This window comes from Aeromicrobium sp., from assembly GCF_023146395.1.
GTDB lineage: Bacteria > Actinomycetota > Actinomycetes > Propionibacteriales > Nocardioidaceae > Aeromicrobium.
Map to the genome: position 1 here is coordinate 92,409 of NZ_JAGLCD010000006.1, position 26,769 is coordinate 119,177.

Consider the following 26,769-nt stretch of genomic DNA (forward strand, 5'->3'; position numbering starts at 1 on the left):
GTCTAGGAGCGCCGGACGCCGGCTGCGGATGGATCGGGGTCGACCCCAGGTCGGGCGACAGGTCGGTCGGCGGTCGCGCCCTCACGCTCGAGCAGGTCCGTGACGTGCCCCAGGAGTCGCAGGCGCAGGGGAGTGGCGAGCTCGGCGAGGCGCCGCTGCTCGCGCACGTAGTCGGCCTTGCCGTCGGCCGTCTCGACGGGGATCGGAATCAGCCCGAGGTCGGTGACGTCGTACGGCGACGCCCGCATGTCGACCCGCCGGGCGTCGAGCGCGAGCTCGAAGGCGTCGAGCACGATCGTGCTCTCGACGAACGGCACGAGCCGGAATGCCAGGCGATACAGGTCCATCGTGACGTGTACGCAGCCGGGCTGCTCGAATCGCAGCTGGTCGTCGCGGGTCAGGGGGTGAGCGTTCAGCGGAGCGGACTCGGATGTGAAGAACCGGAAGGCGTCGACGTGGGTGCACTGCAGGGAGTGCGAACGGACGACCTCGTCGGTGCCGGCGGCACCGAGGCGCAGCGGCTGGCCTGCGTGCCGGCGCTGCTCGGCCGCTCCGTGCACCATGGCCCACTCGTGCAGGCCGAAGCAGCTCCAGCGCGGCTCGGTGTCACGCGTGCGGGTCAGCAGTGCCTGCGTCCACCGCAGGCCCGGGAGGCGGCGCTCCAGCCGAGCCGGGTCGACTCGCGAGACGGACCCGTCGGTCCGGTAGGCGCCGAGCGCCGCGTGCTCGGGCGCGTCGACGAGCCCGATGCCGAGACCAGGGTGCCAGCGCGCGAGCGCGCCCGGTGAGAAGTTGTAGTACTCGAACAGGAAGTCCTCGACCGGGTGGTCCTCGCCGGCGGCGCGGCGCCGCAGGTGCGGGGTCGTCCACTGCTCCGCCCGCTCGCGGTGCGCCTGCGCCCGAGGCAGCCACTCGCGGCGCGCGAGAACGGTCACCGGACCGGGCTCACGGCGTGCAGTCGCCGCAGGTCCCGAAGATCTCGAGCGTGTGGGCGACGTCGACGAAGCCGTGCTCGGCCGCGATCGCGTCGGCCCAGCGCTCGACCGTGGGACCCGCGACCTCGACCGTGCGGCCGCACGCCCGGCACACGAGGTGGTGATGGTGTCCCGTGCTGCACTGGCGGTACAGCGTCTCGCCGTCGTCGTTGCGCAGGGCGTCGATCTCGGCGGAGTCGCTGAGAGCCTGCAGGTTGCGGTAGACCGTGGACAGGCCGACCGACTCGCCGCGATGACGGAGCAGGTCGTGGATCTCCTGCGCGCTCGCGAAACCGTCGAGATCCTCCAGGATCGCGGCGACGGCGCGACGCTGGCGGGTGTTGCGGGGGGTGGTGACCATGCTGACGATCCTCCTCAGCCCAACTCTAGTGGGCGCCTTCGCCAGCGCCCGGTCAGTGTCATGACCCCGCGTGCCGCGGCGAGCACGGCGAAGCAGAGCATCGCTGTGAGGACGATCGTCGGACCGGGCTGGGTGTCGATCTCGAAGCTGGCGATGACGCCGACGATCGCGGCGAGGAGTCCGAGCCCCATCGCCAGCAGGTGCGTGGCGCGGAAGCTGCGGGCCACCTGCTGCGCGGCCGCGACCGGCACGACCATCAGGGCGGAGACCAGCAACAGACCCACCGTCCGCATCGCGACCGTGATCGTGACCGCGGCGAGGACCGCGATGAGGATCCCGTACCACCGGACGGGCACCCCGCTGACCCGGGCGTGCTCCTCGTCCTGACACACCGCGAACAGCTGCGGCGTCGCGGCCAGCACGACGACGAGGACGATGCCGCCCAGGATCGCGATGACCGTGAGGTCGTCGGGGGAGACCGTGACGATCGAGCCGAACAAGTAGCTGTTGAGCGTCGCGGCGCTGTCGCCCGCCAGGTTGATCAGCATGACGCCGGCGGCGATGCCTCCGTAGAACAGCATCGCGAGGGCGACGTCGCCCGACGTGCGGGCGTAGGTGCGCATGAGCTCGATCGCGAGCGCGCCGAGCGTCGCGGCGATGACGGCGGTCAGCACGGGTGCCGTGCCGGTGAGCAGTCCTAGCGCCACTCCGGTCAGCGCGACGTGGCCGATGCCGTCGCCGAGCAGGGCGAGACGACGCTGCACCAGGAACGTGCCGATCGCGGGCGCGGTGAGACCGGTGACCACGGCGGCGGCGAGCGCGTAGCGCATGAACGGGTAGTCGAGCAGCTCCAGCACTACAGCACTCCCTCGTGCGGGAGCGGTTCCAGACGCCGGGGCTCTCCTGTGTGCGGGTGGTGGTGGACGTGCTCGCTGGGCGCGGTGTCAGGCGGTCCGTCGAAGGCCACGCGGCCGTGGTCGATCACGACGGCCCGGTCGACGACGGGAGCCAGGGGACCGAGGTCGTGCTCGACCAGCAGGACCGACGTGCCCGCCTCGACGAGCTCCTCGACCGTCCGAGCGAGCGCCTGGCCCGACGCGGCGTCGACGCCGGCCAACGGTTCGTCCATGACGAGCAGGTCGGGCTGCGTGGCCAGCGCGCGGGCGATCAGCGTCCGCTGGTGCTGTCCGCCGGAGAGCTCGGTCACGGGGCGGCGGCGCAGCTCCGTGAGGCCGACCAGCTCGATCGCCCGGTCGGCGGCCTCGCGGTCGGCGCGGCGCGCCGGACCGACCAGACGACGCCGCGCGAGGCGACCGCTCAGGACCACCTCGCGCACCGTGGCGGGCACGCCGGCGGCGTTGGAGCTGCGCTGCGGCACGTATCCGAGTCGGGACCGGTCGCGGAAGCGTTCGAGCGGGGTGCCGAAGAGCTCGACCGTGCCGGCCCGGCGCGGGACCAGCCCGATCGTGGCCCGGACCAGCGTCGACTTGCCCGAGCCGTTGGCGCCGAGCACCGCGACCACCTCGCCGCGCGCGATCGTCAGGTCGGCCTCCGCCAGGACGGGTCGTCCGCCGAGCTCGACCGTGACGCCACGGGCCCAGAGCACGGGTGTCTCGGCGTCGCGTGTCGGCGCGGGGTGCGGGGGAACCGGGCCCGTCGGCTCGGGGGTCACTGGCACCTGTTGGCCTCCCGGATCGCGTCGAGGTTGGTGCGCATGAGCGACAGGTAGTCCTGGTCGGCGGTGGCGTCGCTGAGACCCTCGATCGGGTCGAGGATAGCCGTGGTGGCGCCGGTCGTGCTCGCCACGGTCTCGGCGACGGCCGGGTCGACGAGCTGCTCGGTGAAGATCGTCGTCACGCCCTGAGACGTCACAAGATCGCTGATCTCGGCGAGCTGGGCCGACGTGGGCTCCGCACTCGGCTCGAGCCCGGCGATCGGGACCTGGGTCAGGTCGTAGGCGTCGGCGAGATAGGCGAAGGCGGCGTGGGCCGTCACGATCGTGCGGATCTCACAGGTCTGCAGACCGACGGTGTACTCCGCGTCGAGCGCCTGGAGGTCGCTCACGAGGGCGGCGGCATTGGCGTCGTAGTCGTCGGCGTGGTCGGGGTCGAGCTCGGCGAGCGTGTCGCCGATCGCGCCTGCCGCGAGCTCCATGCGGTGCGGATCGAGCCAGAAGTGCGGGTCGACGCCCCCGTGGTCGTGGCCGTCGTGGTCGTGGCCCTCGTCGTCGGCGTGGTCGTGGTCGTGACCCTCGTCGTCCCCGTGGTCGTGGTCGTGACCCTCGTCGTCGGCCTCGAGCAGGTCGACGACGCCGGCCAGGTCCAGGGTCGTGCCCTCGGCTCGGTCGGCCTGGTCCACGGCCGCGTCGACCGCGGCCTGGAACGCGTCGACGTAGACCACGAGATCGGCCGACTGGACGTCGGCGACCTGGCGAGGGGTCAGCTCGAGGTCGTGCGGCTCGCCACCGGGCCGGGTCAGGTTCTCGACGGCGTAGTGGTCGCCGGCGACCCGCTCCACGAGGAACTGGAACGGGTAGGCCGACGTGACGACGGTCGGACCGGCGTCGGCCGACCCGCTCGAGCCGCACGCGACCAGAAGAGGGGACAGCAGGATGGCAGGGGCGATCAGGGCGGTACGACGCATGACCCCATCGTTCCCGCGGATGGGAACCATTGTCAAATTGATGGCACGTGCCACTGGTCACGCCGGCCTCGCTACGCTGGCCCGATCCACGGGAGCGGTCCGTCACGACGGCCGCGCGACCCGCCGACATCCAGCCGGGAGAACTGCATCCATGCCTGCGTCCACGATCGACACCGTCACCAGCCTCTGCAAGCGTCGAGGCTTCGTCTACCAGTGCGGTGAGATCTACGGCGGCACCAAGTCCGCGTGGGACTACGGACCCCTCGGCGTCGAGCTCAAGGAGAACATCAAGCGCCAGTGGTGGCGCTCGATGGTCCAGGGTCGCGACGACGTCGTCGGCCTGGACTCCTCGGTCATCCTCCCCACGCGGGTGTGGGAGGCGTCCGGCCACCTCGCGGCCTTCGTGGACCCCCTGGTGGAGTGCCTCAGCTGCCACCGCCGCTACCGGCAGGACCACCTGCAGGAGGCCTACGCCGAGAAGAAGTCGAAGCCGGGCCAGCCGGAGATCGACCCCGACACCGTGACGATGGACCTCATCGCGTGCGCCAACTGCGGCACCAAGGGTCAGTGGACCGAGCCGCGCATGTTCAACGGCCTGCTCAAGACCTACCTCGGCCCCGTCGAGTCCGAGGAGGGCCTGCACTACCTGCGGCCCGAGACCGCCCAGGGCATCTTCGTGAACTTCGGCCAGGTCATGACCAGCGCACGCAAGAAGCCGCCGTTCGGCATCGGCCAGATCGGCAAGAGCTTTCGCAACGAGATCACGCCGGGCAACTTCATCTTCCGCACGCGCGAGTTCGAGCAGATGGAGATGGAGTTCTTCGTCAAGCCCGGTGAGGACGAGCAGTGGCACGAGTACTGGCTCGCCGAGCGCATGGGCTGGTACACGGGCCTGGGCGTCACGCCCGACAACCTCCGGTTCTACGAGCACGCCGCCGAGAAGCTCTCGCACTATTCCAAGCGCACCGTCGACATCGAGTACCGCTTCGGCTTCCAGGGCTCGGAGTGGGGCGAGCTCGAGGGTGTGGCCAACCGCACCGACTTCGACCTGTCGACGCACAGCCAGCACTCCGGCAGCGAGCTCTCGTACCACGACCAGGCCACGGGCGAGCGGTGGACGCCGTACGTCATCGAGCCCGCAGCGGGGGTCAACCGCTCGATGATGGCCTTCCTGGTCGACGCGTACGCCGAGGACGAGGCACCCAACACCAAGGGCGGCGTCGACGTGCGCACCGTGCTGCGCCTCGACCACCGGCTCGCGCCGGTCAAGGCCGCGGTCCTGCCGCTGTCGCGCAACGAGGCACTGTCGCCGGCGGCGCGTGACCTCGCCGCGGAGCTGCGCGGGTACTGGAACGTCGACTTCGACGACGCCCAGGCGATCGGGCGCCGCTACCGCCGCCAGGACGAGATCGGGACCCCGTTCTGCATCACGGTCGACTTCGAGACGCTCGAGGACCAGGCGGTCACGATCCGGGAGCGCGACACGATGCAGCAGGAGCGGGTCGCCCTCAGCCAGGTTCGTGACTGGCTTGCGGCGCGCCTGCCCGGCTGCTGACCCCTCACGGGGTGAGAATCTCGGCGTGATCTCGTCGCGCCGCCGTCTCAGTCTCGTCCTGTGCGCCCTTGCGCTGCTCGTCTCGGTGACCGCCTGCGGCGGGGAGGACGACCCGGAGCCGGTCTCGTCGGTACCGGCGGGTTTCGAGGTGCCCGACGGGGTCACGGTCACCAAGCCCGGCACGACCCGCAAGCCCGGGGAGACGGCGACCGTCGTCTACCAGGTCGACGAGCAGGCCGCGAGCGCGATCACGGTCACGATCGCCGACGTGCGCAAGGGCGTCATCGAGGACTTCCGGTTCTTCTCCTTGACGCCCGACCAGCTGGTCTCGTCACCGTTCTACGTCGACCTCACGGTCGTCAACGAGGGCCCCGCTGGACTCGGAGGTGCCGCCCTGCCGGTCTTCGCCCGCGACGACACCGACATGCTGCTGCCGCCGACGCCGATCGTCGGCAGCTTCGCTCCCTGCCCCAGCGGACAGCTGCCGGAGAGCTTCCTGCCCGGCGAGACTGCGAACCTGTGCCTGGTGTACCTGGTGCCGGCGGGCCAGGCGCTGGTCTCGGTCGACCTGCAGCCCGACGGCGACGACTCGACGATCACCTGGTCGCCGTGAGCGGCGGCGACAGATCCGCTTAGCGTGGTTTGAGACAATCGGAGGATGAGCACCTCGACCATGGCGGCGCCTCTGCGTCTGGGCGACCTCGAGGTCGCCGTGCCCGTCGTGCTCGCGCCCATGGCTGGCGTCACGAACGCCGCGTTCCGCCAGCTCTGCGCCGAGCAGGGAGCCGGGCTGTACGTGTGCGAGATGATCACCTCCCGCGGCATCGTCGAGGGTGACCGCACGAGCCTGTCGATGCTGACCTTCTCCGGCGCCGAGTCGGTCCGGTCCGTGCAGCTCTACGGGATCGACCCCGACATCATCGGGCGGGCCGTGTCGATCCTGTGCGACGAGCACGGCGTCCAGCACGTCGACCTGAACTTCGGCTGTCCGGTGCCCAAGGTCACCCGCAAGGGCGGCGGCGCCGCGCTGCCGTGGAAGGCGGGCCTGCTGGGTCGCATCCTGGAGTCCGCGGTCGGGGCGGCCGCTCCGTACGGCGTGCCCGTCACGATGAAGACGCGCAAGGGCATCGACGACGACCACCTGACGTACCTCGACGCGGGCCGGATCGCGGCCGACACCGGGTGCGCCGCGATCGCGCTGCACGGGCGGACGGCGATCCAGCACTACTCCGGTCACGCCGACTGGGACGCGATCGGGGAGCTCAAGGCCGCCACCTCGATCCCGGTGCTCGGCAACGGCGACGTGTGGGAGGCGGCCGACGCGGTGCGGATGATGGCGCAGACCGGGTGCGACGGCGTCGTCGTCGGTCGTGGCTGTCTCGGCCGCCCGTGGCTCTTCCGCGATCTCGCCGCTGCCCTCACGGGGCGTGAGGTGCTCACGACTCCGAACCTCGGTGAGGTCACGGCGGTCATGCGTCGTCACGCAGAGCTGCTCGGACGATGGATGGGCGAGGAACGGGGCTGCATCGAGTTCCGCAAGCACGTCGCCTGGTACCTCAAGGGGTTCGCTGCGGGCTCAGCCGTCCGCAGCCGTCTCGGCAAGGTCTCGTCGTACGCGGCCCTCGACGAGCTCCTGGCCGACCTCGACCCGCAGGAACCGTTCCCGGTCTCCGAGCTCGGCCGCCCCCGGGGCCGCCAGGGCACCCCCAAGCGGGTCGTCGTGCCGGAGGGCTGGCTCGACTCGCGCGAGGTCGACGGCGAGCTCGACCCCGCGGCGGAGGACGCGACCTCCGGGGGCTGACGACGTCTGGCTCAGACGACGGGGCGCAGCAGTCCGGTGTCGACGTCGTAGACGAAGCCGCCGACCTCCAGGTCGTCCGGCACCAGCGGGTGGCTCTCGATCTTGTGCACGTCGGCGCGGATCGTGGCCTCCTGGTCGGTGATCGCGCCGAGCGTCATCCAGCTCGCGTCTGTGCCGGTGGCGGTGCCGACCCGGGCCTGCAGCTCCTCCTCGGGTGCCGAGGCCATCGCGCAGCGGGTGTGCTGTACCACGAGCACCCGTCGCACCTGCAGGAGCGTGACGCCCAGCACGACGGCCACGAGGACCTGGTCGGTCACGCGGCCACCCGGGTTGCGCAGGATCTTGGCGTCACCGGCCTCCAGGCCGATCATGCGCAGCGGATCGATGCGCGAGTCCATGCAGGTCACCATCGCGACCCCGGCACGAGCGATGCCGTCGAAGCCACCGTGGTGGAAGTCGTCGGCATAGGTCCGGTTCGCGGCGAGAAGGTCGTCAAAAGCCATGCGGGCAGATTATCGGGAGCGCCGGGCGTGTGCTCACGGAACCCAGTCGTACCAGAGCGGATCGATGCCAAAGCCCTCGCCGACCGAGAAGTCGTACTGCACGAGCTCGAAGTCCTCGAGCACCTGGCGCTGCTCCGAGGTGAGGTCCTGATCGTCCAGGAGCTGCCCGTCGCGTGTGACGATGACGCCGCGACCGACCGAGCCCACGACGTCCTGCACGTGCTGGAGGAGGCGGTAGTACGGCGGGAGCGGAGCGCCGATCATCTCGGCGGCGAGGGGCAGCAGCGAGGTCGCGTCGACGACCCCGAGGTCGCGGCCCGGGTCGAGGACCTCGGTGTTCGACCAGAGCAGCACGGGGGTCAGGAGGGTCTCGACCGGCTCGTTCGCCTCGCGCAGCGAGCTGGGGAGGACCGGCGGGTAGTGATCGCCGTAGTACACGACGACCGTGGGGCGCTCCCGGGTCGAGACCTCGCTCAGGAACTCTTCCAGGGCGAGGTCGCTGAGCTCGACGCCGCGGATCCAGGTGGCCAGGTGGATCTGTTGGTCGCCCTCGCCGATGAGCCCCTCGATCGTCGGCAGGCCTTCGTACCAGGCGAAGAACGGGCTGTGGTTCTGGATCGTCACGAGGTTGACCAGCGTCGGGTCGGTCGCATCGTCCAGGACGTCGAGGGTCGCGTCGAACGCGTCTGCGTCGGAGATGTAGGGGTTGCCCTCGAGCGGCGTCGCCGAGGTGAAGTCCCGCCTCTCCTGGAACTGCGAGAACTGCAGCGTGTCGTACACCGAACGACGTTGGTACAGGTCGCCGCTGTACGGGTGCACGGCGACGGCGTCGGAGCCGTGCGACCTCAGCCAGCCCACGGCCGAGGGAAATTTCGAGCGTCCGGCGACGACCGACTGGTACGGAGAGAAGATCTGCGGCTCGATCAGGCCGATCGACTGGCCCGTGAGCACCTGGAACTCCATCGTCGAGGTGCCCGTGCCGTAGTAGGAGCTGACCGTCTGGCCGGACCATCCCTCGAGACCCCGAGCGCGCAGGTGCGCCAGCGGATCGCGGTCGATCGTGAGACCGGCGAGACGGGTCGGGTCGGCCACGCTCTCCGACAGCACCACGACGAGGTCGACGTCGGCGAGGGTCGTGCCGTCAGGATCGGGGCGGTCCTGGCTGTACCGGGCGACGATCTCCTCGATCCGCTCGCGGCTGTAGTCGGGCGGGGGCTGCATCACCAGGGTCGGGACATTGGTCAGGAAGCCAGCCACGAAGCCGTTCTGGAGGTAGTTCTCGAGCTGTCCCCAGGCGCAGCAGCCGATGCGCTCGGGCTCGTACCACGCTCGCAGACGATTGTCCGGACGGTTGAAGTCGACCGCGGTCGCCGTCGCCAGCGCCAGCACCGGGGCGAGCGCGAGGCTCACAATGCGGCGCCGACGGCGTTCGGAGTCGGAGGCAGTGCGCACGTGCCGGCGCCGACGGTGGTCGAGCCAGGCGGCGACCGCGACCGCCGCGACTGCACCGAGCAGCGGGACGACGATCGTGGCGGTCTGGGTCTGCGTGGCCAGGAACTCCGGGCTGGTGGCGAAGGCCAGGTCGGTCGGGAGCAGCGGAACCCCGAGGACCGCGAGCTTCTCGACCTGGGCGACGTGGCCCGCCACGGCCAGGCCGAGCACGAGCGCCAGCACGAGCCAGCGCTGACGGGTGACGACCATCAGCAGGCTCAGGAGGACCCACACCAGGGCCAGCCCGACGAGATCGTCGAACACCCCGCGTGGCTCCAGACCCCGTTGCACGGCTTCGCGGTTGATCGAGGAGCCGAGCAGGCGCACGGCGAGGTAGGTCGCCACTGCGGCGAGCAGGACGTCGGTGGCGCTGCTCCGACGCAGCACGGGGAACCACGACACCAACGCAATACTAACGAGTGCTGCGGCGCAGGACGACGAGAGCCAGGACTGCCGCGGCGAGCGCGAGCACCGCCGCGGCAGCGAACACGGTGTGCAGCTGGGCGATCCCGGCCTCCAGCACGAGGTCGTCGTACGCGCGGCAGCGGGTGGTTCTGCCGCAGACGTCCGCGGGGGAGTCGATGCCGCCGGCCTCGGCGTAGAACGATTTCAGCCCGAGCGTCGTCAGCGCGGAGATCCCGATCAGCATGCCGACCATGCGCGCGACCACGAGCAGCGCGCTGGCGACGCCGTGGACGGCATCGGCGGTGTGCTCCAGGAGCGCCGCGTTGACCGGAGCGATCGCCAGGCCGAAGCCGAGGCCGCCCACGACGAGCGACAACGTCTCGACCGGCGACTCCAGGGACGTGGTGCTCCAGGTCGACATGTGCCAGAACGCGCCCGCCGAGAGGAGCATCGCGACCGCGGTGAGGGGAGCCGGCGAGACGCGACGGAGCAGCCAGCCGCCCAGCACGGCGCCGATCGGAAGGGCCACGAGGAACCGGACGAGCACGAGCGCCGCGTCGAGCTGGGAGTCGCGGTGCACCGTCAGCCGGGCGAACAGGGGAATGTCGACCAGGGCTGCGATCAGGGAGCCACCGATCAGGAAGGAGACCGCGACGGCGCCCCACGCCTGGCGCGCGGTCAGGGCTGCACGGGGGATCAGCGGCCGACGGGCCGTGCGCTGCCGCAGCACGAACGCCACGACCGCGACCGCCCCGACCGACAGGAGCACGGGTGCGTCCTCGGAGATCGCGTGCTGCTCCGGGTCGGCCGAGGCGAACGAGACGATCACGGTGCCGAGGGCGACGGCCATGAGCGTCGCGCCGACGAGGTCGACCTCGCGCGCCACCGCTGGCCAGGCGCGCACGGCGAGCAGGGGACGACGGGCCGTGACCTCGCGCAGCACGAAGACCAGGAGGAACGCGTAGAGCGCCAGCGCCAGCGGTGTGAGCCAGCGTGAGTCGCCCACGACCGGGATGAAGGCCAGCCCGGACGTGATGCCGCGGGTCAGCGAGTCCGGCTCGAGCAGCACGACGACCAGGAGTGCGAGCGCCGCCAGTGCCAGGACGGCCCCGACCCAGTCGCGGTGGCCCACGGGTGTCTCGGAGGACTTGAGCGTCTCGGTGCCCGCCGTGTCGCCCCCGCGCAGGCTCAGGATCGCCGCGCCGATCAGGGCGCCCACGGCGGCGTTGAGCCAGAAGATGTCGCGCCAGTCGCCGACGGCGAGGACCACCGCACCGTAGAGCGGACCCAGGACGCTGCCGAGCTCCTGCACGGCTCCGACGACTCCGAGGGGCAGGCCGCGGCGTTCAGGCGGCCAGGCATCGGCGACGAGCGCGAGGGTCGGCGGGATCAGACCGCCGCCGCCGAGACCCTGGATGAATCGTCCGGCCACCATCGACTCCAGGTCGTAGGCGGCCGCCGTGACGATCGATCCGATCGCGAAGACCACGAGGCAGCCGGTCAGGACCGGCAGGCGTCCGCGGACGTCGGCGATGCGGCCGATCAGCGGCAGCACCGCGACGTAGCCCAGCAGGAAGCCCGAGACGACCGGTGCGGCACGCTGCAGCTCGTCGATGTCCAGGCCGACCGACGCCATCATGTCGGGCAGGGCCAGGACGACGACGTAGGTGTCGGCCGCGGCGAACCCGATCGCGACGGCGGCGAGGGTCAGCAGGCCCCGGGTGGCGACCCGGACCGCGGCTTCGGTCATCGCGTGCCGCTCACGCTCCGCCGGTGCGGGTGGGAGGCTCGATGACGGGCGACTCGTCGGAGGCGGCGACCGTGACGACGTAGGTCACCTCGTCGGACCCGGGGTAGAACACGCCGGTCAAGGTGAGGTCGTGGACCTCGTCGTCGTCGGTCAGGCGGACGACGACCTCCACGTCGGTGTCGGGATCGGCGGAGGGGATCAGCGCGGCGACCCGCTCACCCGGGACCGTGCCGGAGATCGCGGTGAGCACGGTCTCGCCGTCGCGCTCCTGGCTCGTCGCCTCGACCTCGACGTCGCTCAGCAGCGCGACCACGCCCTCGCCGGGCACGCCGATCAACGTGGCCGGGTCGGGTGCGCCGTAGTCGGCCGGGTCGATCGTGAAGAAGTCCGGCGAGAACCCCGGCTTGGCCCACAGCTGCCCGTCGACCGCGACCACCTCGGCCGAGAAGCTCGTGCCACCGGCTGCGATCGTGACGTCGCCCTCGAAGGCCGGCGTCCGGTTGCCGAAACCCTTGGCGGACTCCAGTCCCTGCACCCCGCTGGGCAGCGTGCCGTCGACCGCGATCGAGAAATCGAGGCGCTCGGCCTGCCCCAGGGTCTCGGCCGCGGTGTCGAGCCGCGTTGCCGCGGTGTCGGGGTCGACGGCGTCGTCCGATCCGGTGCAGCCGGCCAGCAGCACGGGGATCAGCAGGCCGAGGAGGGCGAGTCGGGGTGAGCGCACGACGTCAGTCTGACACGGGCACGAGCCCACCCGCAGGTCCAGCGACGGCTAGGACGGGTTGGTCCAGCGGGGTGCCGGAGCCGTCGCGACGGGGATCGATCTCGGGCAGCGGCACGGGCGACCCGCTCGCGGCGCACGCCAGCGGTGCGCCGTCGCCGACCCACGCCACCACGAGGGCGTCCTCGCCCCGCAGGAGCCGTTGGCAGCGCACGCCGCCGGTGGCCCGGCCCTTGGCCGGGTAGGCCGACAACGGCGTGACCTTGGCCGATCCCGTCTCGGTGCCGGGCAGGGCGTCGCTGCTGCCGGCGATCGTGACGACATGGGCCTGCTCGGGGTCACGCACGGCCCCGAAGGCGACGACCCGCTGGCCGGCCGCGAGCTTGACGCCCGCGACACCGCCGCCGCTGCGCCCCTGCGGGCGGACGAGGTCGGCACCGAAGTGCAGCAGCTGGGCGTCGGACGTGACGAATGCGAGCTCCTCGCGTCCCGTGACGAGGTCGACGGCCCCGACGATCTCGTCACCCTCGCCCAGGCTGACGACCTCCCACTCGTCGCGACCCTTGAGGTGGTCGGGACGGACCCGCTTGACCGTGCCCTGGCGGGTGCCCAGCGCCAGGCCGGGCTGGTCGTCGCCGAAGGTCATCAGGGTCACGATCCGCGCACCCGTGCTGATGAGCTCGCCGACGGGAACCCCGCCCTGCACCGAGGGTGCACCCGCGGTGGGCGGCAGTGCCGGGAGGTCGAGCACGGAGACCCGGCGGACGATGCCGTCGCTGGTGAGGATGCCGACCTGCCCGCGGGCGGTCGTGCGCACCGCCGCCACGACGACGTCGTGCGCGGCGCGGGACTCCACGGGGCCGGGATGCGTCGCGTCGGCGGTGCGGGCCAGCAGGCCGGTGGCCGAGAGCAGGGCCCAGCACGGGTCGTCGGCGACCTCGACGGGGGTGGCCGCGGTGACCGTCTGCCCGGCCGAGGCCAGCAGGATCGTGCGGCGCGGGGTGCCGAACTGCTTCGCGATCGCGGCGAGCTCGTCGCCCACGACCGACCGGAGCAGGGTCTCGTCGGCGAGGATCGCGTCGAGCTCCTCGATCGTGCGACGCAGCTCGGCGATCTCGTTCTCGACGGCGATGCGGTCGTAGCGGGTGAGGCGGCCGAGCGTGAGGTTGAGGATGTACTCCGCCTGCTCGGTCGACAGGTCGAACACGGTCATGAGGCGATCACGGGCCTCACCGCGGTTCTCGCTGCTGCGGATCAGCTGGATGACCTCGTCGATGTCGACCAGCGCGAGCAGCAGTCCCTCGAGCAGGTGCAGACGCGCCGCGGCCTTGGCGCGGCGGAAGCCCGTGCGCCGGCGGACGACGTCGAAGCGGTGCTGGAGGTAGACCTCGAGCATCTCCTTCAGCCCGAGCGTGCGCGGCTGGCCGTCGACCAGCGCGACGGCATTGATGCCGAAGGAGGTCTCGAGCGGCGTCATCTTGTACAGCTGCTCGAGGATCGCCTCGGGCACGAACCCGTTCTTGACCTCGATCACGATCTCGAGCCCGGAGTGCCGGTCCGACAGATTCTTGAGATCGGCGATGCCCTGCAGCTTCTTGGACTGCACGAGCTTCTTGACGGCTTCGATGACCTTCTCCGGGCCGACGTTGTACGGCAGCTCGGTGATGACGACGGCCTTGCGGCGCCCGACCTGCTCGATGCGGGCCGTGGCGCGCATGCGGAACGAGCCGTTGCCGGTGGCGTACGCGTCGCGGACCCCGTCGAGGCCGATGATCTTGCCGCCGGTGGGCAGGTCGGGGCCGGGCACGAAGCGCATCAGGTCGTCGAGAGAGGCGGTGGGGTGCGCGATCAGGTGCCGGCAGGCCTGCACGACCTCGACCAGGTTGTGCGGCGCGATGTTGGTGGCCATGCCGACGGCGATGCCCGAGGCGCCGTTGACGAGCAGGTTGGGCAGGGCGGCCGGCAGCACGACCGGCTCGGTCTCACGGCCGTCGTAGTTGGGCCGGAAGTCGACCGTGTCCTCCTCGATGGAGGCGGTCATGGCCTCGGCGGCCGGGTCCATGCGGCACTCGGTGTAGCGCATCGCGGCCGGCGGGTCGTCGGGTGAGCCGAAGTTGCCGTGGCCGTCGATCAGCGGGAGCCGCAGCGACCAGTGCTGGACGAGCCGGACGAGGGCGTCGTAGATCGCGCTGTCACCGTGCGGGTGCAGGCGGCCCATGACCTCACCGACGGGACGGGCCGACTTGACGTGGCCACGGTCGCTGCGCAGCCCCATCTCGTCCATCGTGTAGAGGATGCGGCGCTGCACGGGCTTGAGGCCGTCACGCGCGTCGGGCAGCGCCCGCGAGTAGATGACCGAGTACGAGTACTCCAGGAAGCTCGACCGCATCTCCTCGCGGATATCGGTGTCGACGATGTGCTCCTCGAAGTCGTCCTCGACCTCGGTGCCCGTGCTCGTCCTGCGTGCCATGCCGTCCTTCCCACTGCCGTCCCGCGGCTCGGGACCGCCCACCATTGTGGCGGTCGCCGCCGACCGGGCGGCAGGTGCCACGCCGGGCGGCTCCGGTGCGAGTCCTGCGGGGCGACGCAGGCGGTAGATTGACCGTGTGACCGACGCGCCCGAAGTGGAGGACCTGCACCCGGTTCCCGAGTGGGAGGCCGACGTCCTGCTGCGCGACGGCCGCGTGGCCCAGCTGCGCCCCATCGTCGCGGCCGACTCCGACGAGTTCATCGCGTTCTACGACCGGGTCTCGGAGGAGTCGAAGTACTTCCGGTTCTTCGCGCCGTACCCCACGCTCTCGGCCCGCGACGTCCGGCGCTTCACGGTCGTCGACCACGACCGGCGGGTCGCCTTCGTCATGACGCTGCACGGCCAGATCATCGCGGTCGGACGCTACGACGCCACGAGCGACGACGAGGCCGAGGTCGCGTTCCTCGTCGAGGACGCGCACCAGGGCCGCGGCATCGGACAGCTCCTGCTGGAGCACCTCGCGCAGGCCGGTCGCGAGCGCGGGCTCCAGCGCTTCCACGCCGAGGTGCTGCCGAGCAACAGCCGCATGCTCCAGGTCTTCCGGGAGATGGGCTACTCGCTCACGGCCGAGCTCGCCGACGGCGTGCAGCAGCTGACCTTCCCCCTCGACGCCACCGACACCGCCGTGGGGGTCATGCGGGCCCGCGAGCAGCGGGCCGAGGCGGCGTCGATCGCCCGCATCTTCGACGCCCGCAGCATCGCCGTGATCGGCGCGAGCCGGCGGCAGGACTCGATCGGCCAGGCGATGGTGCGCAATCTCGTGCTGGGTGACTACTCCGGCGCGGTCTACGCCGTCAACAGCAGCGCGGAGGCCGTGTCGGGCCTGCCGGCGTACGCCTCGGTGCAGGACATCCCCAACGAGGTCGAGATCGCGATCGTCGCGGTGCCCGCCGAGTCCGTCACGGACGTCGTGCTCGACTGCGCGGCCAAGGGCGTGCACGGCCTGGTCGTGATCTCGGCCGGCTTCGCCGAGGAGGGAGCCGAGGGACGCAAGCGACAGCGGGCTCTGCTCGGGCTCTGCCGGTCCTACGGCCTGCGCCTGATCGGCCCGAACTGCCTGGGCGTCATCAACACGGCCCCGCACCGCCAGCTCAACGCCTCGCTCTCGCCGGCGATGCCGCCGCAGGGCCGTGTGGGCTTCTTCTGTCAGTCCGGAGCCCTGGGCACGGCGATCCTGGAGTCGGTCTCGCGTCGTGGCCTCGGACTCTCGACCTTCGTGTCGGCCGGCAACCGCGCCGACGTGTCGGGCAACGATCTGCTCCAGTTCTGGCAGGAGGACGACGCGACCGAGGTCGTCCTGCTGTACCTGGAGTCGATCGGCAACCCGCGCAAGTTCTCGCGCATCGCGCGACGGGTCGCGGCCACCAAGCCGATCGTGGCGGTGAAGTCGGGGCGCTCGACGCAGGGCGTGCCCGTCGGGCACACGGTGCGCCGCAGCTCCGCGCCGCAGGCCGCGGTCGACGCGATGTTTCGCCAGGCGGGGGTCATCCAGGTCGACACGCTCGACGAGATGTTCGACGTCGCGCAGGTCCTGGCCCACCAGCCGCTGCCGCGCGGCAACCGGGTCGCGATCGTCGGCAACTCCGACGCCATGGCCCTGCTCGTCGCCGACGCCGGAAGCGCCGCGGGCCTGGAGGTCCTCAAGCCCGTCTCGCTCGGCGCGTCCGCCGACGCGGAGGACTTCGAGGCCGCGATCGAGAACGCCCTGGCCAATCCGCTGGTCGACGCGCTCGTCGTGGTCTACATCCCCCCGCTCAACACCAGCGGCGAGGAGGTCGCCGACGTGCTGGCCGCGATCGGCGAGCAGTCCGACAAGCCCATCGTGTCGACGTTCCTCGGCAGCGAGGGCGTCCCCGAGCTGCTGCGTGTGCCCGATGTCGCCGGCGGCGCGGCCGGTCGCGGATCGGTGCCGTCCTACTCAGCGCCGGAGTCCGCCGTCCGGGCGCTCGCCCGCGTCGTCAACTACGCCGAGTGGGCCTCTCGCGAGCACGGTGACTTCGCCCAGTTCGACGACATCCGCGCCGGTGACGCCCGGGCCCTGATCGACCAGGTGCTCGAGCTCGCGCCGCGCGGCGCGGTGCTGTCGACCGAGCAGGTGCACGCGCTGCTCGACTGCTACGGCATCGACATGTGGACCTGGATCAACGTGCACGACGCCGACGAGGCGGTCGTGGCGGGGGAGCAGCTCGGCTGGGACGTCGTCCTCAAGGCCGGCAGCGAGCACCTGCGGGCCCGACCCGACCTGGCCCACATCTGGCGTTCGATCACCTCGGCCGACGACATGCGTCGCGCGTGGGCCGAGATGTCGCGCTGGTCCGGGGTCCGCTCCGACACCCGCTTCTACGTGCAGCGCACGGTCTCCGACGGCGTGCCCCTGGCCTTCAGCGCCTCGGAGGACGGCCTGTTCGGGCCGCTGGTGTCGTTCGGGCTGTCCGGTGCGCCGAGCGAGCTGCTCGGCGACCGGACTTACGGCATCCCGCCGCTGACCGACGTCGACGTCTCGACCATGGTCACCGATCTGCGGGCCGCCCCGCTGCTGTTCGGCTACCGCGGTTCCGACCCGGTCGACGTCCCCCGCATCCACGACGTGCTGCTGCGCATCGCGGCGCTCAAGGACGACCTCCCGGAGGTCTCCGAGCTCGACCTGGAGCCCGTGGTCGTCCGCTCCGACGGCATCACGGTGCTGAGCGCGCGGGCCAAGGTCGTGCCCACCCAGGACCGCCGTGGCGAGTGGTACGCCCGTCGACTCAACCCGGCCGGTGCGCTGGGCGATACGCTGGCGTGATGGCCCACGACCGCACCGGCGAGCTGTACGCCGCGATCTCCCGCAGCGGCTACTACCCGGACATCGTCGCCGACGGCCTGCGTGACGCTCTCGCGGGCGAGGAGGTCTGGGCGTTCGTCGCGCACCACGAGCCGACCTTCGACCGCGACGAGATCCGCCGGCACATGACGGTCCTGGTCGTGACCGACACCCGGGTCGTGCTCCTGCACACCGACGAGCACCCGCCGGACGATCTCGTGCCGCGTCCCTACACCTCCACGACCTCCGAGGCCGTCGGTCTCGATCGCATCGCGTCGGTCGTCGTGACCCGCATCGTCTCGACCGCCGGCAAGCTCGAAGAGGCCGTGCTGACGATCGGCTGGGGCGCGGTCTCGCGCGTCGACCTGGAGCCTGCGCGCTGCGACGACCCGGACTGCGAGGCCGACCACGGCTACACCGGGTCGGTCAGCAGCGACGACTTCTCCCTGCGGCTGGCCAGCGCCGGTGACGGAGGACAGGCCGTCGAGCAGCTGCTCGAGTTCGCCCGCCACCTCTCCGCGGTCACCTCTCGCCCCTCGGCCCTCGGCCGCGGCTGACCCGCCTTGACCAGCCCGGTGACCGCGCGCATCCACGACTTCTGGCCCTCGGTGGGTGCGGCGATGGGCGTCGACGGACTCGTCGACGTCGTGGGGCTGCCACCCGCTCGGGGCTACGTGCTCTTCCTGGTCGACGGGCTCGGGGAGGTCAACCTCCGCGAGCACGCGCAGCACGCCCCGTTCCTCAGCGGTCTCGACGCCGTGCCAGACGTCCGCAGCAACGTGCCGTCCACGACCGTCACGAGCCTGACCTCGTTGGGAACCGGCGTCAGGCCCGGCCAGCACGGGGTGGCGGGCTACACCGTCCGGGTGCCCGAGACGGGGGAGCGGCTCAACTCGATCCAGTGGGACCAGCCGCTCGACCCGCGCGCCTGGCAGGCGCATCCCATGGTGCTGGCCCAGATGGCTCGGGCGGGCGTCGCGGTCGCCGCGGTCAACGAGGCGCGCTTCGCCGGATCGGGCCTGACCGCGTGCAGCCAGCGTGACGTGCCGTACCACGGCGTGACCTCCACCTGGGAGCGTCACGACGTGCTGCTCGACCTGGCGGAGGCGGCCGGTCGACCGGCCGTGTACGCCTACGAGTCCCATCTCGATCACACGGGCCACCAGCACGGGTGCACCTCGCCGCAGTGGCGCGACGAACTGAGCCGCGTCGACACGGACCTCGCCCGTCTGCGGGCCGATCTTCCCGAGGACGTGCGGCTCCTGATCACGGCCGATCACGGCATGATCGACCTGCCCCGTGACGGACGGTTCGACGTCGACGAGCACCCGCGCCTGCTCGACGGTGTCGAGCTGATCGCCGGGGAGGCCCGCTTCCGCCACCTGCACACCGCGACGCCCGAGCTCGTGGCCGACCGGTGGCGCGAGGAGCTCGGTGACCGCGCCGAGGTCCGGCTGCGGGCCGAGTGCGAGGAGTGGTTCGGGCCGCTCGACCCTGCCGTGGCCGGCCGCTTCGGCGACGTCGTCGTGGCGGCTCGTGGTGACTTCGCCGTCTTCAGCTCCCGCGAGTTCGCCCGGGAGATGGAGATGGTCGGCTTCCACGGCTCCACGAGCGAGACCGAGACCCGGATCCCCCTGCTGATCGGATGAGGGCGACATGGCTGACCTGACGTTCTACTCCGGCACGATGGACTCCGGCAAGAGCACGCTCGCGCTGCAGGTCGATCACAACCATCGGGCGCGGGCCCGGCAGGGCCGCGTGTTCACCTCGCGCGACCGGGCCGGCGAGGGCGTCATCTCGAGCCGCCTCGGGCTGTCGGTGGAGGCCATCGAGGTCGACGCGGACTTCGACTTCTGGGGCTATGTCGTCCACGAGCTCACGCACGCGCAACGGATCGACTACATCGTGGCCGACGAGGCGCAGTTCTACACGTCGCACCAGATCGACACCCTGGCCCGGATCGCCGACGAGCTCGACATCGACGTGTTCTGCTTCGGCATCCTGACCGACTTCCGGACGCGGCTCTTCGAGGGCTCGGCGCGGCTCGTGGAGCTGGCCGACCGTGTCATGACCCTGCAGGTCGAGACGCTGTGCTGGTGCGGCTCGCGCGCGACGCACAACGCACGTACCGAGAACGGGATCATGGTCACCGAGGGCGACGTCATCGTGGTGGGGGACGTCGACGACCCGGACCGTCCTGCCCCGCAGATCGGGTACGAGGTGCTTTGCCGGCGCCACCACCGCCGCCGCATGACCGCGGCCGTCGCGCAGGCCGCCGCGATGTCGCCCGACGTGCTGCCGTTCGACTGACGCTCAGGCGTCGCGGCCGCCGAACATGATCTCGTCCCAGCTCGGGACGCGGCGTCGCTCGTGCTTGCGCCGGTCCTCGGACCTGACCGGCTCGCTCTGCGGCTCCGGCGCCCGCTCGGACGCCGGCTCAGGCGTGTCCTGGTCCTCCGTGCTCGCGGCCTGTGGCGCGGCGGACTCGGCCTCGCGCTGGGCCTCCTCGGCGTGCTCGTCCTCCAGGTCACTGAAGTCGAGCTGCTCGGTCGGGTGGTCGGCGCCCGGCGACGCGGGCCCGGACTGCGCCATCTGCTCCAGGGCTCGGCGGTCGCGCGCCTCCTTCAGCGACGCGACGGACGCGCTCGCGGCGTAGTCCTCGGCGACGACCTGGGCGGCCGTCACGAGGGGCTCCTCCCCGGAGCGCACCGCGTCGGCCAGGGCCATGTCGGAGGACTCGTCGGGGTGCGCGACGTCGCCGACCAGCCCGTGGGCGGCGTCGTCGGCGGGCAGCACGTACCGGCTCTTGACGTCGAAGACGAAGTGCGCGGCCGGCTCGCCGACCGGCGTGACCAGGACCGCCCACCGACCGTCCTCACGTCGCCAGGCGTCCCAGGCGGCATCGTCCGGCACGAATCCCGTCGTGGCCAGGCACCCGTCGACAAGCTCGCCGAGCGCGACGGGTGCACCGCCGACGTGCTTGCGACGCAGCGGGGTGGCGCGGGCCTGCTCGGCCATGTAGGCGCGCTCGGCGAGCACCGGCGTCGCGAAGCCCTCGATCTGGGCGACGGGGACCCCTGCCGCGTCGGCGACCTCGGACACGGTCTCACCGCGCCGGATCCTGGTCTGGATCTCGCGCGGACTCAGTGCGCTCTGCATCCGGGGTTCGTTCGCCATGGTGGTCTCCCTGGGCCTGATGGTCTCGCGGCCGGCCTGGCCCGACAGGCGGCGTTGCTCGGCGAGGGCGACCAGACGGTGCAGCCGGTCGTCGACCGGCACGCGGAACTCCTCGCCGGTGGCCGGGTCACGAGCGACGAGTGAGGTGCCGTCGTCGCTCGCGCGATCCGGTCCGAGCTCACGCATGTCGCCTCCTTGCTGTCCGGCCATTGTCGCCCCGCGTGGGCCAGATTCCGGGATGACTCGCCGGGCTTGAGGGCCGCCCGGGGCCCGGCACCCCCGCCGGGCTTGATGGCCGCCCGGGGCCCGGCACCCCCGCCGGGGTCACCGGCGCGGACCGCGGGGCAGCAGACCGTCGAGGGCGGGCACGGGATTGCCGAACCGGTGGTGCGTGATCGAGATCGACTGCTCGTGCAGGAACGTCAGCAGCTCGACGCGCCCGGACTGGGTCACCGGACCCTCCACGAACGCGACGTCCGGATCGCCCTCGACGGCGCGGGCCGCCTCGACGCGGGAGGAGCTGACGAGCCGCACCCGCTCGGGCCGGGTGCGGTCGAGCCGCTCCAACCACGCGTCGTGGTCCTCCACGTGGATCTCGGCCCCCGTGACGCTCATGCGCACGTCGGTGCTGACGACGAGCGGTGCGCCGGCGCGGACGGCCGCGAGCACCAGGCGCAGCACGTCGCGCCGGGAGCCCTCGACGCGCGCCACGACCGGCACGGGCCGGTATCGCAGCAGGTTGCGTTCGGCAGACAGGCGCGAGACGTCCTTGGTCAGGCCGAACTCGCGGCGCCACGCCAGCTCGTCGGAGCGGGCAGCGACGTCGAGCCAGGCGAGGTCCTCCGACGCGAGGTCGGTGAAGCCGTGCACCTGCAGCAGCTGCAGGACGTCGGCCGAGAGCTCGACGTCCGGCACCCGGCGGACCGGGCGGGGGGACCATCCGCCCAGACGCACGAGGTAGTTCGGTCCACCGGCCTTGGTGGTCGGACCGACGGTGGAGCGCTTCCAGCCACCGAAGGGCTGGCGCTGCACGATGGCGCCGGTCGTGCCGCGATTGACGTAGAGGTTGCCGGCCTCGACCGCGTCGACCCACGTCGCGATCTCGTCGGGGTCGAGCGAGTGGAGACCGGCGGTCAGGCCGTAGTCGGTGGCGTTCTGCCACGCGATCGCGGTCGCCAGATCGGGAGCGTGCATCAGGCCGAGCACCGGACCGAAGTACTCGGTGCGATGGAACTCGCTGCCGGGCGCCACGCCGTCGCGCACGCCGGGCGACCACAGCCGGCCCGTGTCGTCGAGCTGACGCGGCTCGGCGAGCCAGGTCTCGCCCTCGCCGAGCTGGGTGAGCCCGGCCTGCAGCTTCTCACCCGGCGGCTCGACCAGGGGGCCCATCTCGGCGGAGGGATCGGTGGGATGGGCGACGTGCAGCGAGCTGACGGCGTCGATCAGCTGGCGGCGGAAGCGGTCGGACTCTCCGACCGAGCCGACGAGGATCGCCAGGCTGGCGGCCGAGCACTTCTGGCCGGCGTGGCCGAACGCGCTCTGCACCAGGTCGGCGACCGCGAGGTCGAGGTCGGCGCTCGGGGTGACCACGAGCGCGTTCTTGCCGCTCGTCTCCGCGTGGAGCTGGAGCTCCGGGCGCCACGAGCGGAACAGTCGCGCGGTCTCCCAGCCTCCCGTGAGGATCACGCGGTCGACGTCGGAGTGCGCGACGAGCGCCTTGCTCAGCGGGCCCTCCGGGATCGCGACGAGACGCAGGACGTCACGGGGGACCCCGGCCTGCCACAGGGCCTCGACCACGACGGCGGAGGTGCGCGGGGTCTGCGGCGCAGGCTTGACGATGACGGCGCTGCCGGCCGCCAGGGACGCCAGCATCGACCCCGCCGGGATGGCCACGGGGAAGTTCCAGGGCGGAGCCACGACCGTGAGCGACGACGGTTCGAAACGGGCGCCGTCGACGGCCTCGAGCCGCACGAGCGCCTCGGCGTAGTAGTGCGCGAAGTCGATCGCCTCGCTGACCTCGACATCGGCCTGGGCGACGGTCTTGCCGGCCTCGGCGGCCATGACGGCCACCAGGTCGCCGCGGCGGTGGGCCAGCGCGTGCCCGGCCTGGTGCAGCAGCCAGCTGCGGACCTGGACGTCGCGCGCCTGCCACGTGCGCGCTGCCGCCCGGGTCTGGCGCACCAGCGTCTCGAGCCCGGCCGGGCCGTGGATGCGGGCCTCCTCGAGCGTTCCCACGCCCATCGTCGTGTACACGCTGCGCTCGAGCTGCTCCAGGGCCCACGCGCGGTTGCCCGCGACGGCCGGGTCGGTGTCAGGCGTGTTGGCGAACGTCGCGACGTCGGTCGAGAAGGTCTCGGTGCGCCGGTCCTGGACCCGATGCCTCGACGGGACCTCGCGCGGCATCAGGTCGACCGAGGCGAGGAACCGTTCGGCCTCGCGGGTGAAGGTCGCGGCGTCGTCCAGGCGGAACACCGAGGAGAGGAAGTTGTCGCTGCTCGCGTTCTCCTCGAGGCGCCGGACCAGGTACGCGATCGCGACGTCGAACTCGTCGGGGTGCACGACCGGCGTGTAGAGCAGGACGTTGCCGACGGTCTTGCGGACGGCTCGGACCGGACCGGCGTCCATGCCGAGCAGCATCTCGACGTCGATCGCCTCGGTGATGCCGCGCTGCTCGGCCAGCAGCCAGGCCCAGGCGATGTCGAACAGGTTCTGCCCGGCGACGCCGACGCGGATCGCGTCGACCCGATCGGGGTGCAGGGCGGTGTCGAGCAGCCGCTTGTAGGACGCGTCGGTCTCGACCTTCGACCCCCAGGTGGCCAGGGGCCAGCCGTGCAGCTCGGCGTCGACCCGCTCCATCGCGAGATTGGCCCCCTTGACGACCCGGACCTTGACGGCCGCTCCACCGCGCAGTCGACGCTCGTACGCCCAGCGGTGCAGTCGCTCGTACGCCTCGTGCGCGTCGGGCAGGTACGCCTGCAGCACGATGCCGGCGGTGAGGTCGGGGAAGGCGTCCAGGGCACGCGTGAAGACCGCGATCGTCAGGTCGAGGTCGCGGTACTCCTCCATGTCGAGGTTGACGAACTTGGGCTCGTCGGCCTGGGCGGCGGCCGCGTAGATCGGCTGGAGGTGGCCGACGACGCGCTCGACGGTGGCGTCGAAGCCCCACAGGGACAGGCGGCTCGCCACGGAGGAGACCTTGACCGAGACGTAGTCGACATCGGGACGGCCGAGCAGCGTGACGACGGCGTCGCGTCGACGTTCGGCCTCGGCCTCACCCAGCACGGCCTCGCCCAGCAGGTTCAGGTTGAGCCGGTTGCCGCCCTTGGTCAGGCGGCCGATCGTGGTGCCGAGCGGTTCGGGTCGGGCATCGACCACGAGGTGCCCGACGAGCCGGCGCAGCACCGTGGTGGCGGTGCGGACGACGAACCCGGGGGCCACCCGCGACACACGGGCGCCCCACCGCAGGGCCGACCTCTGGTGCCAGGGGAGGAAGGCCGGGGCGCGGCGGGCGAGCCGGCGCAGGTTGGCGGCGGCGACCTGGGCGTCCTCCGGGCGGATGACCCGGTCGACGAAGTCGATCGTGAACTGGAGTCCGTCGGCGTCGGAGAGCAGCTCGGCCAGGCGTCGGGCCGAGGGATCGACGCGGGCGCGGCGGGGCGTGGAGTCGACCCAGGAGCGCGCCAGGGCTACGGCGCGCGCGGGCAGGTGCTGAGCGTCGGTCATGGCGACCCCAGCCTAGTGCCGGAGGGCGTCGCTTCGCTCCGGCAGGCGGAAGCTGAGCGCCACGCCGGTCGCGACGACCCCGGCGACGAGGGGCACCAGGAAGCCGGCGGAGGCGTTCCAGGCGTGGTCGACGACCCATCCGGACAGGGCTGCGCCGGGGGCGACACCGACCGAGAGGCCCAGCGTGGTCCAGGACAGGGCCTCGGTCAGCCGCGCTGCCGGGACGTTCTCGCGCACCAGGTGCACGGCCGCGACGAGCGTCGGGGAGATCGCGGCGCCCCCCACGAACAGGCACACCGCGACCCACTCCAGCCGAGGCAGCAGGGTCAGGGGCACGAACGAGAGCGTCAGGGCGACCAAGGCCGCGCGCAGGCGCCGGACGACGTCCGGCGGTGCCGGGGTCAGACCGAGCACGACGCCGGCGCCGAGGCTGCCCGCCGCCCAGATCGCGAGCATGACACCGGCCAGGCCGGGGCGTCCCTGCTCCTGCGTCAGGGCCACCACGACGACCTCGGCGGCGCCGAAGATGACGCCGATCCCGATGCTCGCGACCACGACGGGCACGAGGACCCGTCGGTCCAGCGGCACCCGTGGACCAGCCGCACGGCGGACCACGGGCGGCGCCGTGGCGTGCTGCAGGGCGAGCACCAGGCTGCCGAACGTGCCGGCGACCCCTGCGAGCGCGATCCCGGCGAACTCGTGGACCTGGAGCGTGACCCACGTGGCCAGCACCGGGCCCACGATGAAGACGACCTCGTCGAGCACGGCCTCCAGGGCGAAGGCCGTGTTGAGCTCGCGGGGGTCGGTCGTGGACGGGTCGCCCAGCAGGTGCGACCACCGTGCGCGGACCATGTTGCCCGTCTGAGGCGTGGCGGCACCGGCGAGGACCGCCGCCAGGTGGGGCAGCGGCGGCGCGAGGTCGCCGGAGATCGCGGCCACGAGCAGAATCACGCCCGTGCCGAATCCGAGGGCCCACAGCGTCAGGACCCGCGCCTGGCCCCAGGTGTCGATGAGCCGCCCCTGCAGCGGCGCGGTCGCCGCTGCCGCCAGGACGTAGGCCGCCGACACCGTGCCGGCGAACGCGTAGGAGTCCGTGCGGCCGGCAACGACCACGACGATCGACAGGCCGAGCATCGACAAGGGAAGCCGCGAGACCAGCCCGGTCGCGCTGAACGCAAAAGCGCCCGGGCGTGAGAGCACGACGCGGTACGGCGAAGCCACGGTCGTCCTCCTGTCGATCGGGGGCCACTCTAGAGCGATGCAGGGTGGGGGGTGACACGATGGGGTCATGGGTGACACCGCACCGTTCGACGCGATCCTGCTGGTCTCGTTCGGAGGCCCCGAGCATGCCGACGAGGTCGTGCCGTTCCTCGAGAACGTGACCCGCGGGAAGCAGATCCCGCGCGAGCGGCTCGTCGAGGTGGGGGAGCACTACTTCGGCTTCGGCGGCAGGTCCCCGATCAACGACGCCAACCGCGCCCTGCTGGCCGGCATCGAGGCCGATCTGGGGGCGCACGGCATCGACCTCCCGGTCTACTGGGGCAACCGCAACTGGGACCCGTACCTGCGGGAGACGCTCGAGCAGATGGTCGCCGACGGGCACCGCGAGATCGCGTGCTTCGTCACCAGCGCCTACTCGTCCTACTCCGGCTGCCGTCAGTACCGCGAGGACCTGTTCGAGGCGTCCGAAGGGCTCGACGTGCGTCTGCACCGCCTGCGCCACTACTTCAACCACCCGGGCTTCGTCGGCCCGATCACCGATGCGGTCCGGGCCTGCCTCGACGCGGCACCCGCCGACACGCGGCTGGTCTTCGTGACCCACTCGATCCCGACGTCGATGAACGAGGCTTCCGGCGGCCCCGGCGCGTTCGCGTACGAGCGGCAGCACCGCGAGGTCGCGCGGCTCGTGAGCGAGGCGGTCGGCCACGCCGACCACGACCTCGTCTACTGCTCCCGATCCGGACCGCCACAGGTGCCGTGGCTCGAGCCCGACGTCAACGACCACCTCGAGGAGCTGGCGGGACGGGGCGTGTCGTCGGTCGCGGTCGTCCCGATCGGCTTCATCTCCGACCACATGGAGGTCGTGTACGACCTCGACACCGAGGCCTCGGCCACCGCGGAGCGTCTCGGGCTGACCTACGTCCGTGTCGACACCCCCGACACCGCGCCGGCCTTCATCCAGATGGTGCGCGAGCTCGTGCTCGAGCGGGCCGCCGCGCTGCGCGAGGAGTCGCCCGAGCGCGTCACGGTGGGCGATCTGCCGCCGTGGGCCGACCACTGCGCCGCGACCTGCTGCCTGAATCCCCGCTCCACCCGCACGGCGCTCGTGTGAGCC

21 protein-coding genes are annotated in these 26,769 nt (G+C 71.9%); 8 read left to right on the plus strand and 13 right to left on the minus strand.

Going from position 1 to position 26,769, the window contains the following annotated elements:
• Positions 1 to 2 precede the first annotated feature (2 nt).
• From KAG51_RS05530 to KAG51_RS05550, 5 genes are all read right to left on the minus strand, one after another.
• Positions 3 to 935 (minus strand): 3-methyladenine DNA glycosylase, encoded by a 933-nt coding sequence (locus KAG51_RS05530; protein ID WP_290581462.1) that lies wholly within the window; start codon positions 933 to 935, stop codon positions 3 to 5.
• A 10-nt stretch (positions 936 to 945) separates the two neighbouring features.
• On the minus strand, positions 946 to 1,335 hold the full coding sequence (locus tag KAG51_RS05535; protein WP_290581464.1) for a Fur family transcriptional regulator: 390 nt from the start codon (positions 1,333 to 1,335) through the stop codon (positions 946 to 948).
• 14 nt (positions 1,336 to 1,349) lie between these two features.
• The gene (locus KAG51_RS05540) at positions 1,350 to 2,192 is read right to left on the minus strand and encodes a metal ABC transporter permease (RefSeq protein ID WP_290581466.1); all 843 of its coding nucleotides are present in this window, start codon (positions 2,190 to 2,192) and stop codon (positions 1,350 to 1,352) included.
• A complete protein-coding gene (locus KAG51_RS05545) occupies positions 2,192 to 2,941 on the minus strand; it encodes a metal ABC transporter ATP-binding protein (RefSeq protein ID WP_290581468.1) in 750 nt (249 codons plus the stop codon). Before KAG51_RS05545 ends, KAG51_RS05540 begins: the two co-directional genes overlap by 1 nt.
• A gap of 62 nt (positions 2,942 to 3,003) precedes the next feature.
• Positions 3,004 to 3,978 carry a metal ABC transporter substrate-binding protein gene (locus KAG51_RS05550; RefSeq protein ID WP_290581470.1) on the minus strand — a complete coding sequence of 325 codons (975 nt, stop codon included), beginning with the start codon at positions 3,976 to 3,978 and terminating at the stop codon, positions 3,004 to 3,006.
• A 151-nt stretch (positions 3,979 to 4,129) separates the two neighbouring features.
• Between KAG51_RS05550 and KAG51_RS05555 the strand changes: the two genes are divergently transcribed.
• The 3 genes from KAG51_RS05555 to dusB are packed head-to-tail and all read left to right on the plus strand — an operon-like array spanning position 4,130 to position 7,334.
• Positions 4,130 to 5,533: a glycine--tRNA ligase gene (locus KAG51_RS05555; RefSeq protein ID WP_290581472.1), complete on the plus strand. Its 1,404-nt coding sequence runs from the start codon at positions 4,130 to 4,132 to the stop codon at positions 5,531 to 5,533.
• 25 nt (positions 5,534 to 5,558) lie between these two features.
• On the plus strand, positions 5,559 to 6,146 hold the full coding sequence (locus tag KAG51_RS05560) for a hypothetical protein (protein WP_290581474.1): 588 nt from the start codon (positions 5,559 to 5,561) through the stop codon (positions 6,144 to 6,146).
• Positions 6,147 to 6,191: 45 nt separating this feature from the next.
• Positions 6,192 to 7,334, plus strand: coding sequence for a tRNA dihydrouridine synthase DusB (dusB, locus tag KAG51_RS05565; protein WP_290581476.1), 1,143 nt, complete (start codon positions 6,192 to 6,194; stop codon positions 7,332 to 7,334).
• A gap of 11 nt (positions 7,335 to 7,345) precedes the next feature.
• Here dusB and KAG51_RS05570 read toward each other — a convergent pair whose 3' ends face one another.
• Genes KAG51_RS05570 through KAG51_RS05590 form a run of 5 tightly spaced genes read right to left on the minus strand, consistent with a single transcriptional unit; the run spans position 7,346 to position 14,671 of the window.
• Positions 7,346 to 7,837 carry a carbonic anhydrase gene (locus KAG51_RS05570; RefSeq protein WP_290581478.1) on the minus strand — a complete coding sequence of 164 codons (492 nt, stop codon included), beginning with the start codon at positions 7,835 to 7,837 and terminating at the stop codon, positions 7,346 to 7,348.
• A 33-nt stretch (positions 7,838 to 7,870) separates the two neighbouring features.
• The gene (locus tag KAG51_RS05575; RefSeq protein WP_290581480.1) at positions 7,871 to 9,730 is read right to left on the minus strand and encodes an LTA synthase family protein; all 1,860 of its coding nucleotides are present in this window, start codon (positions 9,728 to 9,730) and stop codon (positions 7,871 to 7,873) included.
• Between the two features lie 10 nt (positions 9,731 to 9,740).
• Entirely contained in the window at positions 9,741 to 11,483 is a 1,743-nt protein-coding gene (locus tag KAG51_RS05580; RefSeq protein ID WP_290581482.1) for an MFS transporter, read from the minus strand.
• 10 nt (positions 11,484 to 11,493) lie between these two features.
• Entirely contained in the window at positions 11,494 to 12,204 is a 711-nt protein-coding gene (locus KAG51_RS05585; RefSeq protein ID WP_290581484.1) for an LppX_LprAFG lipoprotein, read from the minus strand.
• Between the two features lie 4 nt (positions 12,205 to 12,208).
• Positions 12,209 to 14,671, minus strand: a complete 2,463-nt coding sequence (locus tag KAG51_RS05590; RefSeq protein ID WP_290581486.1) for a DNA topoisomerase (ATP-hydrolyzing) — start codon at positions 14,669 to 14,671, stop codon at positions 12,209 to 12,211.
• Positions 14,672 to 14,807: 136 nt separating this feature from the next.
• On the opposite strand from KAG51_RS05590, the gene KAG51_RS05595 reads away from it, so the two are divergent.
• From KAG51_RS05595 to KAG51_RS05610, 4 genes are read left to right on the plus strand one after another with little or no spacing between them, the layout of a single operon-like run.
• Entirely contained in the window at positions 14,808 to 17,516 is a 2,709-nt protein-coding gene (locus KAG51_RS05595) for a bifunctional GNAT family N-acetyltransferase/acetate--CoA ligase family protein (protein WP_290581488.1), read from the plus strand.
• Entirely contained in the window at positions 17,516 to 18,091 is a 576-nt protein-coding gene (locus KAG51_RS05600; RefSeq protein WP_290581490.1) for a DUF5998 family protein, read from the plus strand. The genes KAG51_RS05595 and KAG51_RS05600 overlap by 1 nt, the downstream gene beginning before the upstream one ends.
• 18 nt (positions 18,092 to 18,109) lie before the next feature.
• Entirely contained in the window at positions 18,110 to 19,183 is a 1,074-nt protein-coding gene (locus tag KAG51_RS05605; RefSeq protein WP_290581493.1) for a nucleotide pyrophosphatase/phosphodiesterase family protein, read from the plus strand.
• A gap of 7 nt (positions 19,184 to 19,190) precedes the next feature.
• Positions 19,191 to 19,844 (plus strand): thymidine kinase, encoded by a 654-nt coding sequence (locus KAG51_RS05610; protein ID WP_290581495.1) that lies wholly within the window; start codon positions 19,191 to 19,193, stop codon positions 19,842 to 19,844.
• A 3-nt stretch (positions 19,845 to 19,847) separates the two neighbouring features.
• Here the strand turns inward: KAG51_RS05610 and sepH are convergent, their stop codons facing one another.
• The 3 genes from sepH to KAG51_RS05625 form a co-directional block, all read right to left on the minus strand.
• Positions 19,848 to 20,897, minus strand: coding sequence for a septation protein SepH (gene sepH, locus KAG51_RS05615; RefSeq protein WP_290581497.1), 1,050 nt, complete (start codon positions 20,895 to 20,897; stop codon positions 19,848 to 19,850).
• 138 nt (positions 20,898 to 21,035) lie between these two features.
• Positions 21,036 to 24,434: a bifunctional proline dehydrogenase/L-glutamate gamma-semialdehyde dehydrogenase gene (locus tag KAG51_RS05620; protein WP_290581499.1), complete on the minus strand. Its 3,399-nt coding sequence runs from the start codon at positions 24,432 to 24,434 to the stop codon at positions 21,036 to 21,038.
• Positions 24,435 to 24,446: 12 nt separating this feature from the next.
• The gene (locus KAG51_RS05625; RefSeq protein WP_290581501.1) at positions 24,447 to 25,655 is read right to left on the minus strand and encodes an MFS transporter; all 1,209 of its coding nucleotides are present in this window, start codon (positions 25,653 to 25,655) and stop codon (positions 24,447 to 24,449) included.
• A gap of 67 nt (positions 25,656 to 25,722) precedes the next feature.
• Between KAG51_RS05625 and KAG51_RS05630 the strand changes: the two genes are divergently transcribed.
• On the plus strand, positions 25,723 to 26,766 hold the full coding sequence (locus tag KAG51_RS05630) for a ferrochelatase (RefSeq protein WP_290581503.1): 1,044 nt from the start codon (positions 25,723 to 25,725) through the stop codon (positions 26,764 to 26,766).
• Positions 26,767 to 26,769 lie beyond the last annotated feature (3 nt).

Bases quoted from the DNA above. Each gene is read 5' to 3' on its own strand.
- KAG51_RS05555 (WP_290581472.1), top strand. From the start codon at position 4,130: ATGCCTGCGTCCACGATCGACACCGTCACCAGCCTCTGCAAGCGTCGA.
- KAG51_RS05550 (WP_290581470.1), bottom strand. From the start codon at position 3,978: ATGCGTCGTACCGCCCTGATCGCCCCTGCCATCCTGCTGTCCCCTCTT.
- KAG51_RS05630 (WP_290581503.1), top strand. From the start codon at position 25,723: ATGGGTGACACCGCACCGTTCGACGCGATCCTGCTGGTCTCGTTCGGA.
- KAG51_RS05620 (WP_290581499.1), bottom strand. From the start codon at position 24,434: ATGACCGACGCTCAGCACCTGCCCGCGCGCGCCGTAGCCCTGGCGCGC.
- KAG51_RS05600 (WP_290581490.1), top strand. From the start codon at position 17,516: ATGGCCCACGACCGCACCGGCGAGCTGTACGCCGCGATCTCCCGCAGC.
- KAG51_RS05580 (WP_290581482.1), bottom strand. From the start codon at position 11,483: ATGACCGAAGCCGCGGTCCGGGTCGCCACCCGGGGCCTGCTGACCCTC.
- KAG51_RS05610 (WP_290581495.1), top strand. From the start codon at position 19,191: ATGGCTGACCTGACGTTCTACTCCGGCACGATGGACTCCGGCAAGAGC.
- KAG51_RS05535 (WP_290581464.1), bottom strand. From the start codon at position 1,335: ATGGTCACCACCCCCCGCAACACCCGCCAGCGTCGCGCCGTCGCCGCG.
- dusB (WP_290581476.1), top strand. From the start codon at position 6,192: ATGAGCACCTCGACCATGGCGGCGCCTCTGCGTCTGGGCGACCTCGAG.
- KAG51_RS05590 (WP_290581486.1), bottom strand. From the start codon at position 14,671: ATGGCACGCAGGACGAGCACGGGCACCGAGGTCGAGGACGACTTCGAG.
- KAG51_RS05570 (WP_290581478.1), bottom strand. From the start codon at position 7,837: ATGGCTTTTGACGACCTTCTCGCCGCGAACCGGACCTATGCCGACGAC.
- sepH (WP_290581497.1), bottom strand. From the start codon at position 20,897: ATGCGTGAGCTCGGACCGGATCGCGCGAGCGACGACGGCACCTCACTC.